14 protein-coding genes are annotated in these 14,501 nt (G+C 61.1%); 8 read left to right on the top strand and 6 right to left on the bottom strand.

Translation table 11 applies throughout. The features are described from left to right. Positions 1 to 6: 6 nt before the first annotated feature. The 3 genes from cysE (at position 7) to AC13Q5_RS27700 (ending at position 4,274) form a co-directional block, all read left to right on the top strand. On the top strand, positions 7 to 822 hold the full coding sequence (gene cysE, locus AC13Q5_RS27690; protein ID WP_488503863.1) for a serine O-acetyltransferase: 816 nt from the start codon (positions 7 to 9) through the stop codon (positions 820 to 822). Positions 823 to 1,243: 421 nt separating this feature from the next. Continuing rightward, the gene (locus AC13Q5_RS27695; protein ID WP_488503864.1) at positions 1,244 to 2,872 is read left to right on the top strand and encodes a phospholipase C; all 1,629 of its coding nucleotides are present in this window, start codon (positions 1,244 to 1,246) and stop codon (positions 2,870 to 2,872) included. Positions 2,873 to 2,891: 19 nt separating this feature from the next. After that, complete coding sequence (locus AC13Q5_RS27700; protein ID WP_488503865.1) at positions 2,892 to 4,274, top strand: cytochrome-c peroxidase; 1,383 nt, start codon at positions 2,892 to 2,894, stop codon at positions 4,272 to 4,274. Positions 4,275 to 4,332: 58 nt separating this feature from the next. Here AC13Q5_RS27700 and AC13Q5_RS27705 read toward each other — a convergent pair whose 3' ends face one another. Together AC13Q5_RS27705 and odc2 are read right to left on the bottom strand one after the other, a co-directional pair. Next, a complete protein-coding gene (locus tag AC13Q5_RS27705; RefSeq protein ID WP_488503866.1) occupies positions 4,333 to 4,923 on the bottom strand; it encodes a GNAT family N-acetyltransferase in 591 nt (196 codons plus the stop codon). 113 nt (positions 4,924 to 5,036) lie between these two features. After that, positions 5,037 to 6,170 (bottom strand): ornithine/lysine decarboxylase, encoded by a 1,134-nt coding sequence (gene odc2, locus AC13Q5_RS27710; RefSeq protein ID WP_047628966.1) that lies wholly within the window; start codon positions 6,168 to 6,170, stop codon positions 5,037 to 5,039. A gap of 528 nt (positions 6,171 to 6,698) precedes the next feature. Between odc2 and AC13Q5_RS27715 the strand changes: the two genes are divergently transcribed. The 3 genes from AC13Q5_RS27715 to AC13Q5_RS27725 all read left to right on the top strand — a co-directional run bounded on the left by AC13Q5_RS27715 (position 6,699) and on the right by AC13Q5_RS27725 (position 9,448). Further along, positions 6,699 to 7,592, top strand: coding sequence for a LysR family transcriptional regulator (locus AC13Q5_RS27715; RefSeq protein ID WP_075851682.1), 894 nt, complete (start codon positions 6,699 to 6,701; stop codon positions 7,590 to 7,592). A 90-nt stretch (positions 7,593 to 7,682) separates the two neighbouring features. After that, positions 7,683 to 8,342, top strand: coding sequence for a DUF1007 family protein (locus AC13Q5_RS27720; protein WP_488503945.1), 660 nt, complete (start codon positions 7,683 to 7,685; stop codon positions 8,340 to 8,342). Further along, positions 8,336 to 9,448, top strand: coding sequence for a nickel/cobalt transporter (locus AC13Q5_RS27725; protein WP_488503867.1), 1,113 nt, complete (start codon positions 8,336 to 8,338; stop codon positions 9,446 to 9,448). The genes AC13Q5_RS27720 and AC13Q5_RS27725 overlap by 7 nt, the downstream gene beginning before the upstream one ends. A 38-nt stretch (positions 9,449 to 9,486) precedes the next feature. Here the strand turns inward: AC13Q5_RS27725 and AC13Q5_RS27730 are convergent, their stop codons facing one another. From AC13Q5_RS27730 to AC13Q5_RS27740, 3 genes are all read right to left on the bottom strand, one after another. Beyond that, entirely contained in the window at positions 9,487 to 9,702 is a 216-nt protein-coding gene (locus tag AC13Q5_RS27730; RefSeq protein WP_488503868.1) for a hypothetical protein, read from the bottom strand. A gap of 184 nt (positions 9,703 to 9,886) precedes the next feature. Then, positions 9,887 to 10,600 (bottom strand): tellurite resistance TerB family protein, encoded by a 714-nt coding sequence (locus AC13Q5_RS27735; RefSeq protein ID WP_075851686.1) that lies wholly within the window; start codon positions 10,598 to 10,600, stop codon positions 9,887 to 9,889. A gap of 133 nt (positions 10,601 to 10,733) precedes the next feature. Continuing rightward, positions 10,734 to 11,372 (bottom strand): 2-dehydro-3-deoxy-phosphogluconate aldolase, encoded by a 639-nt coding sequence (locus tag AC13Q5_RS27740; protein ID WP_075851687.1) that lies wholly within the window; start codon positions 11,370 to 11,372, stop codon positions 10,734 to 10,736. Between the two features lie 160 nt (positions 11,373 to 11,532). Here AC13Q5_RS27740 and AC13Q5_RS27745 point away from each other — a divergent pair, with 160 nt between their 5' ends. Both AC13Q5_RS27745 and AC13Q5_RS27750 read left to right on the top strand, forming a co-directional pair. Beyond that, positions 11,533 to 12,018, top strand: coding sequence for a CYTH domain-containing protein (locus AC13Q5_RS27745; RefSeq protein ID WP_075851919.1), 486 nt, complete (start codon positions 11,533 to 11,535; stop codon positions 12,016 to 12,018). After that, on the top strand, positions 11,996 to 12,907 hold the full coding sequence (locus tag AC13Q5_RS27750) for a CHAD domain-containing protein (protein WP_488503869.1): 912 nt from the start codon (positions 11,996 to 11,998) through the stop codon (positions 12,905 to 12,907). The genes AC13Q5_RS27745 and AC13Q5_RS27750 overlap by 23 nt, the downstream gene beginning before the upstream one ends. 52 nt (positions 12,908 to 12,959) lie before the next feature. On the opposite strand, the gene AC13Q5_RS27755 is transcribed toward AC13Q5_RS27750, so the two are convergent. After that, entirely contained in the window at positions 12,960 to 14,474 is a 1,515-nt protein-coding gene (locus AC13Q5_RS27755) for an FAD-dependent oxidoreductase (RefSeq protein WP_488503870.1), read from the bottom strand. Between the last annotated feature and the right edge of the window lie 27 nt (positions 14,475 to 14,501).

Consider the following 14,501-nt stretch of genomic DNA (forward strand, 5'->3'; position numbering starts at 1 on the left):
AGGGTCATGCCTCAGTCGGGAACGGCAATTGTCGGGAATACGCCTGCGCCAGCCGAAAACGTCTGGGACGTGATCCGTTGCGAAGCCGCCGAGCTGGCGGCGCGCGAGCCGACGCTCGCCCCGGTGCTGCAGGCGCAGTTGCTCACCGGAAGCTCCAATGCCGAGAGCCTTGCCAAGGTGCTGGCCGCACGGCTCTGCGTCGTCAGGATCGAGCATGGCGACATGCTGTCGCTGCTGTCGGACGTGCTGACGCGATATCCCGCCATCCTGCAGGCGACCGAAGCGGATCTCGTTGCCGTGCGAACCCGCGACCCCGCCTGCACCACCTATCTGCACGCGCTTTTGAACCTGAAGGGCTTCCATGCCCTGCAGACGCACCGCATCGCCCATGCCCTCTGGACAGAAGGCCGCAAGGAAATTGCCAGCTGGCTATCCAACCTCGTTTCGCTCGTCTTCGGCCCGGATATTCACCCGGCCGCGAAGATCGGCACATCGATCATGCTCGATCATGGTTCCGGCATCGTCATCGGCGAAACGGCCGTTATCGAGGATGAGGTCTCCATCCTGCAGAACGTTACCCTCGGCGGCACAGGCAAGGAAAGTGGTGACCGGCATCCGAAGATCCGCCACGGCGTGATGATCGGCGCCGGCGCCAAGATCCTCGGCAACATCGAAGTCGGCGCTTTCAGCAAGGTTGCCGCCGGCAGCGTCGTTGTGAAGCCCGTTCCCCCACACTGCACGGTTGCCGGCGTACCCGCCGTGGTCGTCCGTATCCATCGCGCCGATGAAATTCCGGCCGAGACGATGGATCAGAATATTTAATCTTCCTATTTGGGTGACCGGGGCCGCCTCGTCCTTCGAGGCATTTCTACGCTTCGCTCCGAAATGCACCTCAGGATGAGGCGGAGCAGGCCGACAACGCCCTAGGCCACAGCCCAAACGGCAGAGACTAGCCCTCATGGTGAGGAGACCCATTGGGCCGTCTCGAACCACGAGGGCGGGTGGAGGCACCAGCCGTGACATAAGGTAGCATCGCCACTTTTCCCGACAGACGCTCTCCGTTGGTCATCGGCCGCCACTGCGGAATCAGCCCTTTGTCGCCCCCATGCTCGACAAAAGCGATATCCCCTCTCCGCACCCTTCATGGAACTGTCATACTCCGTTGATAGCTCGAAAGGGTTCTCTATGCCCGGCGTGGCGCAAATGCGCCGGAGCAATGCCCCCACTCAAAGAGGATATGACGATGACCAGTTTTTCACGTCGCGCCGCCCTTGCAACCGGCAGCGCGCTTAGTCTTGTTTTGCTCTGTTCCACCGCCGTTGCCGCTGACTTAAGCCCGGCACCGAATACCGCGACCCCCATCAAGCATCTTGTCGTTATCTTCCAGGAAAACGTCTCCTTCGACCATTATTTCGCGACCTACCCCAAGGCCGCAAATGTCGATGGCGAGCCCGCATTCAAGGCCTCCGACAACACGCCGGCCGATATCAACACGCTCGCCAATGCCGGTCTTCTCGACACAAATCCGAACAAGACCAACACGGCCAACGGCGCCGATGCGGCGGCCCCCTTCCGGCTCGACCGCACGCAGGCCGCAACCCAGTCGCAGAACCACGGCTATACCGCCGAGCAGGCCGCCTACAACAACTTCGCCATGGACCTTTTCCCCGCCAATACCGGCAAGGGCACCAAGGGTGCGGCCGGTGCCTTTGGCACGAAAGGGCAGGTCATGGGCTATTATGATGGCAACACCGTCACGGCCTACTGGAACTATGCCCAGCACTATGCGCTGAGCGACAATTCCTTCTCCACCAATTTCGGCCCCTCGACCCCCGGCGCGCTGAACCTGATCTCCGGCCAGACCAACGGCGTCATCCTGCCGCCCGGCTATACGCTGGAGAGCGATGGCACCTATTCCAAGGGCCGCATCGTGCCTGATGGCAATGGCGGCTGGACTGCGATTAGCGATTTCGACCCGACCGGCGACGTCTGCTCGGTCGGCCAGACAGCGCTGATGTACGGCAAGAACATCGGCGACATGCTGAACGAGCACAAGATCACCTGGGGCTTCTTCGAAGGTGGCTTCGATCTGACGCAGACCAATCCGGACGGCACGGCGGCCTGCAAGCGCGCAACCACCTCGACCGTCACCAAGGTCAATAGCGCCGATTACATCCCGCATCACCAGCCGTTCCAGTACTACGCCTCGACCGCCAACCCGACGCACGCACGCCCGTCCTCCGTCGCCGCAATCGGCACCACCGACGCAGCCAATCACCAGTACGACATGACTGACTTCTATGCGGCGCTGAAGAACGGCAACATGCCGACTGTCAGCTTCCTGAAGGCACCCGCTTATCAGGACGGCCATGCCGGCTATTCCGATCCGCTCGACGAACAGGAGTTCGTGACGCAGGTGGTCAACACCGTGCAGAATTCACCGGATTGGAAGGATACCGCGATCATCCTCCTCTACGACGATTCCGACGGCTGGTATGACCATGCCCACGCGGTCGTCAATCCTTCGAAACTCCCGGTCAAGGGCTACGACGTGCTGAGCGGCGACAGCTGCTCCACCGGCACGGCGCTGCCTGGTGTCAACGGCCTGCCGGCGCAGGGACGTTGCGGTTATGGCACACGCCAGCCGCTGCTCGTCATCTCGCCCTATGCCAAGGTCAACTTCGTCGACCATACGCTCACCGACCAGACCTCCGTCATGCGCTTCATCGAGGACAACTGGATGGCCGGTACCCGCCTCGGCGGCGGCTCCTTCGATGTGCTCTCGGGCTCGCTGAACAACATGTTCGACTGGTCCAAGGGGGACGCGCCGAAGCTGATCCTCGATCCGAAGACCGGCAACCAGGCATCGTGACACCGGAAGGGAGACGGAAATGCGCGTGACCTACCGCCGTCTCCTGCCGCTCCTCGCACTCGCGGGCCTCTCGCTCGCGGGTGCGGCTGTCGGCATGGCAAACGAACCCGCCACCAATGCTTCGGCGACGGATAGCTATGACGACCAGGCACCGTTAAGTGCGGTGGCCCAGCTCGGCAAACGACTGTTCTTCGATCCGTCGCTCTCCGGCGGAGGCCAGATGTCCTGCGCCACCTGCCATGATCCTGCCAACCACTACGCGCCCGCCAACGGCCTCACCGTCCAGCTCGGCGGCCCACATCTCGACCAGCCCGGCATCCGCGCCGTGCCGAGCCTTGCCTACAAAATGTCGACACCATCCTTCTCGATCGGCGAGGAAAGCGCTGCCGACGAAGCCGCGGAAGCCTCGCCGATGACGGAAGCTTCCGGCGTGGCTCTGGCCAATGCTCCCGCCACCGTTGCCGGTCCGCTGACGGCACAGGCCATCGTCAAGGCCGATGCGGCCGCTGCAGCAAACCTCGTGCCGCAGGGCGGCATGTTCTGGGATGGACGTGTCGATTCGCTGGAAGAACAGGCCCTGCAGCCGATGATCTCGCCCTTTGAAATGGCAAATGCCGATGCGGCCATCGTCTATACCAAGCTGAAAAAAGGATACGGCAAGGAGATTTCGGCGCTGTTTGGCGATAATGTCGCCAACGATCAGGATATGATGATTTCGGAAATCGGCTTCGCGCTCGCCCGCTATCAGGTCGAGGAGCTCTCCTTCCATCCCTATACGAGCAAGTATGATTATTACCTGCGCGGCAAGGCGGTCCTGACGGATGCGGAAGCCAGGGGCTTGAAGCTGTTCGACGATGCGAACAAGGGCAATTGCGCCTCCTGCCACCTCGACAAGATGACCGGCGACGGGCAGATGCCGAACTTCACCGATTTCGAGTTCGAAGCCCTCGGCGCGCCGCGCAACCCGGCCATTCCGGCCAATGCAGATGCGCATTACTATGACACCGGCATTTGCGGGCCGCTGCGCAACGACACCTATTCCGCCCAGCAGCAGAATTGCGGGCTCTTCAAGACGCCGACGCTGCGCAACGTCGCCACCCGCCACGTCTTCTTCCATAATGGCGTCTACCGGACCCTGGAAGATGTGACCCGCTTCTACGTCAAGCGCGACACCAATCCCGAAGAGATCTATCCGAAGAATACAAGCGGCAAGGTGCTGAAATACAACGACCTCCCGACGCAATATCAGGCCAATATCGACGTGATCGACGTGCCGATGAACCGCAAGCTCGGCGATGCCCCTGCCCTGAACGATGCCGAGATTGCCGACGTCGTCGCCTTCCTGAAAACGCTGACGGATGGCTACGATCCAGCCAAGGACAACGTGAAGGCAGCCAAATAAAAAGGCCTTCGCCCGAATGGGCGAAGGCCTTTTGATGCTTCAGGACTGTTCGTGCGCGTTACGCGGCCTTAGATAATGGCGGCTGGGCAAGCTTACGGCCGCTGGCAACGATGATGCCGACAGCACCATCAAGCCAGCCATCCTTCAGCTCGAGCGCGAGGAAACGATCGCGCTGGAACGGACCCGGCATGACGAGATGGCGGGCCTTGGAAGCAAAGAAGCCAAAGCGCTCGTAATAGGGCGCATCGCCGACGAGCAGGATCGCGCCATGGCCGCGCTTCTTGGCTTCCATGATGGCAGCGCGCATCAGCGCCGAGCCGATGCCCTTGCCTTCATAGACAGGATCGATCGCCAGCGGACCGAGCAGCAATGCCTCGACCGGGCGCGTCTCGCGATCGACGCCGGCTTCGACGTTCCAGAGGCGAACGGTGCCGATGACATGGCCGGCGCGATCGCGCGCGACCAGCGCCAGGCCGTCGGCCGGCACACGGCCCTGGCGCAGCTTTTCGGACGACTTCTTGCGGCGGTCGGGACCCATGGCGCGATCCAGCAGGTTTTCGCGCGCAACGACATCGCCTGCATTTTCCAGGTCGAGAGTGAATGTGGACGGCGCAAAGAATGCGCGGACAGAATCAAGAACAGCGGCCATCTCGGCCTCCCGTGCCCAATACCGTTATCAGCGGTGGTGACAAACTATTGTGAGGGTGCCGCCCCGGCTGGCTACGGGGGCAGCTTTGTCGAACTTTGAGGCTTTACCGGACCTTAGATGATGTAGGCCTTCAGCGGATCGAAACCGTTGAACGCCACAGCCGAATAGGTCGTGGTATAGGCGCCGGTGCCTTCGATCAGGACCTCGTCGCCGATGGTGAGCGACACCGGCAGCGGATAGAGGTTCTTCTCATAGAGCACGTCAGCGGAATCGCAGGTCGGGCCGGCGATGACGCAAGGCTCCATCTCGTCGCCGTCGCGCTCCGTGCGGATCGGGTAGCGGATCGCCTCGTCCATGGTTTCGGCGAGACCGCCGAACTTGCCGATGTCGAGGAACACCCAGCGGGCGGCATCGTTGTCCGACTTCTTGGAAATCAGGACGACTTCAGCCTTGATCACGCCGGCATTGCCGACCATGCCGCGGCCCGGCTCGATGATCGTGTGCGGGATCTGGTTGCCGAAATGGGCGCGCAGAGACGCAAAGATCGCCTTGCCATAGGCTTCGGCCGAGGGGACGTCGCGCAGGTACTTGGTCGGGAAACCGCCGCCCATGTTGACCATCTGCAGGTGGATGCCCTGCTTGGCGAGCGAAACGAAGACGCGCTTGGCATCGGCAAGAGCATCGTCCCAGGCATCGACCTTGGTCATCTGCGAGCCGACGTGGAAAGACACGCCGTAGGATTCCAGACCCAGCTGATGAGCATAGACGAGAACGTCGACAGCCATCTGCGGAACGCAGCCGAACTTGCGCGACAGCGGCCATTCGGCACCTTCGCCGTCCGTCAGGACGCGGCAGAATACACGGGCGCCCGGAGCGGCACGGGAAATCTTCTCGACTTCCTCGTGGCTGTCAACGGCGAAGAGGTTGATACCGAGTGCATGCGCACGGGCGATATCGCGCTCCTTCTTGATCGTGTTGCCATAGGAAATACGCGCAGCCGTCGCACCGGCATCGAGCGCCATTTCGATTTCGGCGACGGACGCGCAATCGAAGTTGGAGCCGAGGCTTGCAAGCAGGCGCAGCACTTCCGGAGCCGGGTTGGCCTTGACGGCGTAGTAGATGGCGCTGTCCGGCATGGCATGACGGAAGGCGTGAAAATTGTCGCGGACGACGTCGAGATCGACCACCAGGCAAGGACCGTCCGGACGTCGGGTAGCGAGGAAATCGCGAATACGTTGCGTGGTCATGTCAATTCCCTTTCAATTCCAAAGGCTCCGGGGAAAACCCAGAGGACAAAGGGCGACGCTCATTCGCTTAGGAACCAGCCGGTGGAGACCCCGGTACCATGCAAATGCGCGAAGCGCGGATGATGAACCAGTGCCGCAAGCGGCGCTAATTCGCTTTGTCTGCCATGGATTGGAGGGAAGATCCCAACCGCACTTCCGGCAATGAAGGTGTGCCTCTTCAGTAACCCCGGCTGATGGAAAGCCGGGAGAGAACAAAAAGGCCCGCACCGTCGTTGCTTCAGATGTCCTCGCATTTTCCGGTTGGCCGGAATAGCGACTGGAGGGGTTAATTCCAGGTACCTTACCGATGACCTCACCTAATCGAGGGTCGGCGGACACCCACGGGCACGTGCGACTTTGGGCTGTTCGGGAAATAGGAATATTCGCCGTAATAATCAAGAAAATTTTTCAGCCATGCCCGAAAAAAATAATTGAACAAATCAAAGCATTTTGTTCAACATCCGGAAACAGTTAGCGGGAGGCTTCGCCATGGATACTTTGACCCGGATTCGCGCCTTTATCGACGTGGTCGAGGCCGAGGGATTTTCGGCGGCGGCACGCAAGACCGGCCGTTCCAAGGCTCTGCTGTCGAAATATGTCCGCGAGCTGGAGGACGAGCTCGGCGCGCTGCTCTTGAACCGTACGACGCGCCAGTTCTCGATGACCGAGGCTGGCCACACCTATTATCGCACCGCGTCGGACATTCTGAAGGAGATCGACAATCTCGCCGACCTCGTGCGCGAAAACAACCAGCAGCTGAAAGGCCGACTGCGTGTTTCCGTGCCACGCACCTTCGTCGATGCCGATGTCGGACAGTCGCTGATCGACTTCGCCAAGGAGAATCCCGATCTCGCGCTGGAAATCTCCGCCGACGACCGTTTCGTGGATCTGATCGAGGAAGGCTTCGATGTCGCCGTGCGCATCACCAAGCTCGAGGATTCCGGCATGATCGCCCGCAAGATCTCCGACTTCCGCATCCATCTCTGCGCAACCCCGGCATTTCTCGATCGCTATCCAACGCTGGAACATCCGACCGATCTGGCGCACGTGCCTTTCATCATTGACACCAACACCCGCTCGCAAGGCAATGTTCGCTTCGTCGATGCCGACAGCACGACCTTCAACGTCGCAATCAACGGCACGCTCGAGGTCAACAGCCCGCATGCGACGCTACGCGCGGCACTCGCCGATCTCGGCGTTGCCATCGTCCCGGATTTCATCGGCCGCAAGGCGATCGAAAGCGGGCAGCTGCTGACGCTGTTCAACGACTACCTTCCCACCGACCGCGGCATTTATGCCGTCTATCCACACCGGCGCTACCTCCCGGCAAAGGTCCGTATCTTTGTGGACTACCTGCACAACTGGTTCCGCAAGAACGGTTGAACGCCCGAGGTGGGCCGACCGGTCCCAATTCCGTCTCATTTCCTGACCAGAAAACGAAGTGAATCAATGCTCACGAAACCTATCGGACGCATGAGAAAATCCACGACCGCCTATGCCCTTGCCCTGACCGGAGGCCTGCTTCTTGCGCCGGCCGCAGCATATGCACATCCGCATATTTTCGTGGAAGCCCGGCTGGAAGTGCTCGCCGGCCCGGATGGCAATGTGCAGGAACTTCGCAACGTGTGGCGGTTCGACGAAGTGTTCTCCTCGTCGGTGCTGATGGATTTCGACAAGAACACCAATCTGAAGCTCGACCCTGACGAGCTGAAGGAAGTCGGCAAAACGGTACGCGACTCGCTGGCTGACTACGACTATTACGCAAACCTGACGCTGAACGGCAAAGTGATCAAGGTCGACAAGCCCGACGTCATCAACGTCGACTTTCGCGACGGCCAGCTCCTGATGTTCTTCGCCGTCAAGCCGGCCGAGCCGATGCCGCTTGCCAAGGGCAACAAGCTGAGCTTCGGCATCTACGACCCGACGCTCTACACCTCGATCGATTTTCCGAGCGACAATGAGCTGGTGACGGAGGGCGACGCCTTCAAGAGCTGTACGCAGAAGGTCGTCCGGCCCAATCCGGATGAGGTCATCGCCGAGAACAGGTCGACATTGACGGATGCCTTCTTCAACGATCCGACGGGGACGACCATGTCGAAACTCTTCGCAACGCGGATAGATGTGCAATGCTGATTTCGCGACCAGGGAAGCTCGTTCCGGCTGTAGTGCTCGCGCTTCTCGCGGCCGCCGGCCTTGCCCATGCCACCGGCTCGCCGCTTGGCATCGGCACCGCCGAGCCGAGCTTCCAGCCGATGGGCGGCCCGCTGGCGCCGATCTTCCTCTATGTGAACTACGAGCAGCAGGCTTTCTATCGTGCGCTTACCAAGTCGATCGAGGCCATGCGCCAGGACCCCTGGCAGCTCTGGACGCTGATCGGCCTTTCCTTCGCCTACGGCATCTTCCACGCGGCCGGGCCTGGCCACGGCAAGGCCGTCATTTCCTCCTACATGGTCGCCAATGAGATCGAGCTGAAGCGCGGCATCGGAATCTCCTTCGTCTCCGCACTCATTCAGGGCCTTGTCGCCGTCCTCGTCGTCGGCGCCGCCTATTTTGTCCTGCGCGGCTCGGGCATCACCATGACGATGGCCACCAACGCCATGGAGATCACCAGCTTCGTCATGGTCATCCTGTTCGGCAGCTGGCTGCTGTTCCGCAAGCTGCGAGCGATGATGCAGAGCCGGGCGCAACGGCAGGAAATGCAGCTCGCGACATCGGCGGGGCCAATCAGCCTCTCGCTGTTCGAGGGGGCAGCGACGGGCACGGATTCAACGAGAAGTTTTGCGCGCAGCAGCGCCGCGATACCCGCTGCCGGCGGCTATCAATGCTACGATCCCGCCCATGCGACCGGCGACGGTGCCTATTGCGAGGCTTGCGGCCACGCCCATCTTCCCGATCCGAAGATGTTGTCGAACGAAAAGTTCAGCGCTCGCGAGGCCTGGTCTGCCATTGTCGCAGTCGGACTGCGTCCATGCTCGGGCGCATTGCTTGTCATGACTTTTTCGATGTTGAACGGGCTCTATCTTGGCGGCCTCTTATCGGTCCTCGCCATGTCGATCGGTACGGCGCTGACCGTGTCGCTGCTTGCCATCATCGCGGTCTTCGCAAAAGGCACTGCCGTCCGTTTTACCGGCAAGGGCTCGAGACTTTCGGTTTGGGTAGGCAACAGCATCGAGATCCTCGGCGCACTGCTCGTCATTTGCACGGGCATCATTCTGCTCGGCGCCTCGCTGCAAAACTAAACAAGATAGCAACGAGACGAACGGCCTGGTGCTGGAGCCTACTGCCCCTTGCGCCGCTGATAACGAGCCCGCAGCCAGAACACCAAGAAGAAGGCCAGGATGACAAGCACGCCGAAACCGGTGCCGAGCCATGGCGAGATATTTCCGAGCCAGACGATGACGTTCGGCATCAGGTAGAGCACGGCTGTCGCGACCAGCAAGATAACACCGGCTGCAATCGCCGCCGAGCGGGTTTCGCTTTTCTTATCCGTCAATGTAGCCATCCCTGACGCCCTGACATGAGTTCCGGCGAAGGCTTAAAGCGCGTCGCGATCCTTCAGATTCGCTCCTTACGACTTAAGCTCTTGATTTTACGCATGTCGTTGTCGCAAAACCGCTGCGCACTTTTGCGCGACATGCTTAGGCCAGCTGCCGGGGAAAGGCAACCGGCCCTGTCAGTCAGAGCTGAACTTTGGCGCCTGCAACCGTCGCTTCGATATGATCGACCAGAGCGTCGGCCAGACCGAGGCGCCCAGCCAGCAGATCGAGATAACCGCGCTCGGCCCGCGAATCCGGCTCGATCGCCAGTCGCGACGCGGTGTAGACCTGCACGCGCTGCTCCTCGGTCTTTGCCGAGGCGACGATGGCATCGAGATCGACGGGATTGGCAAGTTCGCGCTGGAAGAAACCTTCCGCCTCCGACCCGACGCCAGCCTCCTGCACCTTGCCGAGAATGCGCTGACGCTCGGTATCGTCGATATGGCCGTCGGCGCGCGCGGCCGCGATCATGGCCCGCACCAAGGAAAGCGTAAAATCATTGCTGGCAACTGCCGGCGCCGTGCTGAAGCCGGAATCCGTCGGCGGCGGCAGGAACTGCGGCTCGGCCTGTGGGGTGGATTGCGGCGCCGGCTGCGGCTGATTGCCGTCGCGATAATTCTTGTAGGCCTGATAGCCGAGGCCTGCGATAGCGGCGAGGCCACCGAGCGCCAGCGCATTGCCGGCGACCTGACGCCCGGTCTTCGTGCCGAGCAGCACGCCGGCAATCGCGCTCGTTGCCATCGGATTATCTCTGGCGAGATTGATGGCCTGGGTGGCCCTGTCTTTCACGGTTCCTTGCACCCCCGGAACCTGCGATCCCAGGAATTGGTCAAGAAGCTTGCGGGCGTCGATCATATGGATGGTCCTCCGTCCTTGTGATGGTGAAGGGGAGATAGGAAGCGCAACTGCAAATACCAATCCATCTCATGCAAAAAGGCGCGCAGAAAGCTCCACGCGCCTTTGAAATCGGATTCGATGGGCTCGGACCTCAGCCCTTCAGCGCTGCCGCCTCTGCGGCAAGCTTGGTGATGCCTGCCCAGTCGCCGGCAGCAACCAGCTCCTTCGGCGCAACCCAGGAGCCGCCGACGCAGATGACGTTCGGCAGCGACAGATAATCATGGGCGTTCTTCAGCGAGATGCCGCCGGTCGGGCAGAAGATCGTACCTGCGAGCGGCGAGGACAGCGCCTTGAGATAGGAGGCGCCGCCGGCCTGCTCGGCCGGGAAGAACTTGAGCACCGTGTAGCCTTCCTCGCGCAGCGCCATGACTTCGCTTGCCGTGGCCGCACCCGGCAGCAGCGGCACATGCGAGGAGCGCGCAACATCGAGCAGCTCCTGCGTCGTGCCGGGGCTGACGATGAACTTGGAACCGGCCTCGACGGCTGCGTCCCACTGGCTGACATTGAGGATCGTACCGGCGCCGACCTCGGCGCCTTCCACCTCTTCCGCGACAGCACGGATCGCATCGAGAGCGCCGGCCGTGCGCAGCGTGATCTCGATGGCCTTCAGACCGCCGGCGACGAGCGCCCGGGCGAGCGGCACTGCCGATTTCGCATCATCGACGATCAGCACGGGAACGACGGGCTGCAGTTTCAGGATGGAAAGAAGCTTCTCGGTTTTCTCGCCCATGGTCGGTGCACTCCCTTTAAAACGATTGAAATCCGGCTTTCGAATAGCCTTCCCGAAGGTGCTTGTCGAGACAAAAGCTCGCTTTAAATACGACGGGTAGGAAATTGCAGCAACATGCTATAGTCTCCCCCAATCTGTGCCGGTGGAGCATGTCAAACGCATGGCAAAAGAGATCGAGCGAAAGTTTCTGGTGCGCGGCGATCATTGGCGGAACTTCGTTTCGGAGAGGCTGATCCTGCGACAGGGATATATTGCCTCCATGGAAGGCCGTTCCGTACGCATACGGCTGACGAACGAAACGAAGGCGACCTTGACGATCAAGATCGGCAAGGCGATGACCAGGGACGAATTCGAATACGAGATCCCCGTCGACGAAGCAGAAGAACTGCTGGGAACGTCGATCGGGCTGGTCATCGAGAAGACCCGCCATAAGGTGCCTTTCAAGGGATTTACCTGGGAGGTGGATGTCTTCCGTGGTGCCCATCGCGGCCTTGTGATTGCCGAGGTGGAGATGGGGAAAGAAAGCGACAATCCGGAACTGCCGGACTGGATCGGACGCGAGGTAACTGGCGAATACCGCTATTCCAATCAGGCCCTCGCGACGCAGTTCGAGCAGGAGTATGATGAGCTATCGCATACGGCCTGACCGAGCCCTTGATGACGAGGTGCACAAAGCCGCCGCGCATCAACTCGGCAAGGCAATGGCCGTACTGACCGACAGGCCGCAGGGCTTGCATGAAGCCGTTCACGCCGCCCGCAAGAACATCAAGCGCGTGCGGGCGCTTTACCGATTGATAGCTCCGATCGCGCGCGAATTTCAACAGCGGGAAAATGACCGGCTGCGGGATATGGCACGCACGCTTTCCGGCGTTCGCGATGCGACCGCGCTGATCGAGATCAGCCATTACCTGCAGGCAACCGCTGCATCCGCCGAAGAACTGCATGCGCTGACCCGGGTGAGCGATTTGCTGACCGCGCGGCGCGACCATCTCGCGGCGGCGGAAACCGACCTAGAAGACAAGGCGCAGGCGGCAGTCGCTACATGTGCCGAGGCGCGCGAGGCGTTGAAGGAGATATCCTTCAACTGCGGCAGGCGCGCCACGGCCAGTCTCTTTCAGAAAAGCTGGCGCAAGAACGCCCGCAAGGCGGTACAGGCACTGTCCGAATGCCATGCGGAAGCGGCCCATGCCGAGAGCTTTCATGATCTGCGCAAGCGCAGCCAGGACTACTGGATGCATCACATGCTGCTGCGCGATGTCTGGCCGGCGGCGATGCACGCCAAGCAGCTGGAGGCCAAGGCTTTGGTCGACGTGCTCGGCCGCTATCTCGACATGTCGATATTGGCCGATGTCGCCGACCGAGAGCCGCATCTCTTCGATAGAAGCGACGATCACGCCCGCCTGCTGGAAGCGATCATTGCCCGGCAGCAGACCGCCCGCGAGGAGGCACTAAGCCAAGCGCGCTGGGTCTTTGCCGACAAGCCGGAGAACGAGGCGCGAACCATAAAGCACCTATGGCTGGAGGCGGCGGGCTGACATAAGTCATACGCCCGCTCAGGCAGCTCAATCGACGTGTCCCGCTATTGTCTCATGCGCGCGGCGCATCCGCCAAACCAAGTCCCACTTGCGCGAAATAGCTCTCCAGCATCGCAACGTCACCGGCTGCGGCGATGGCACCGATATAACCGTCCGGACGCACAAGCACCCATTCGCCCGAGGACAGGGCGTAGATGTCCCGAAGATGGTTCTCGGCATCGACTATGTCGCCTGACGGGCCGAAGGTATGAATATGCAGGTCTGCACGCGGCGGCACCGATCCAGGCTCCACACCATAACCGAGCAATGTCCAATGCGCTCCTCGGAAAAGGTCGAACAACCGTGTCGGCTGGCTAGCGGCACCACGGATCGGCGCATCCGGAGCTCGGTCACCGGCTGACAGGAGACCACTGCGTTCAGGCGTTTCGAGCGCGAGCGAGGATCCGGGATAACCTATATCGAGTTGATGCACCTCGCGACCACGACGCATGTCGCCCTGCTTTTGCGCATTGAGAAGCTTCGTTGCCAGACCGAGCATCGCTGCCGCGATCGGCTGACGCTCCTCTTCATAGCTGTCGAGCAACGCGTCGTTGGCTCCATTGGCGACGGCGGCCAGCTTCCAGCCGAGATTATAGGCATCCTGCACGCTGGTATTGAGGCCCTGGCCCCCGGTCGGCGGATGAATGTGGGCGGCATCACCGATGAGGAACACGCGGCCGACGCGGTATCGATCGGCCAGGCGCGCATTCATGCTGTAGGCCGACGACCATGACACGGATTGGATATGGATGTCGTCGCGCCCGGTGCGCTCCGCCACCATGGCCTCCAGCCCCTCGGCCGAAAGATCGATATCACCCTCGAGCGGGATTGGCCCCTGTATCTGGAACATCTCGGTCCCGGCGAGCGGGCAAAACATGATCTGCCGCACCATGTCGCCATCGTTGAAACGATGCCAGGCATCGCGCGTGAGACCGGTCAGGATAACGTCGGCCACGATGGCGCGAACGCCAAGGGTCTTGCCCGGAAAGTCGATATCAAGGGCATGGCGAACGAAGCTCCGGCCGCCATCGGCACCGACGAGCCAGCGCACGCGGAGAGTTTCCTCCCCCGCCCTGCCTGCGAGACGCGCCGTCACGCCGCCCGCATCTTGCTCGAAGCCAATCAGCTCGCAGCCGAATTGTGGCCTATGGCCAAGCTCGAGCAGCCTTTCGCGCATCACCTTTTCGGTCAGGAATTGCGGTATCATCAGCGGCAGATGATACGGTTCGGCCGGTGTCGGGTCCTGATGCTCGGTAATGTCGGACTCGGTAAAGCTGCCGTCATCGCGATATCGCCGCTCAGGCGGATAGAGGCCGCCGGTCGCGACGATCCGGTCGAGAATACCAAGATCCTCGAAAATTTCCTGGGTTCGCGGCTGAATGCCCTTGCCGCGCGACCCACGGAACGGCTCGTCCATTTTCTCGATCAGACGGAAGGAAATCCCTCGCCTTGCCAAATCGATCGCCAATGCCAGGCCGGCCGCACCCGCACCGCAAATCAGCACATCGGCTGCAAATTGCTCTGTCATTTCTGTCTCCATATGTGTAATATGCAC

Source organism: Martinezella sp. CNPSo 3964, assembly GCF_057784375.1.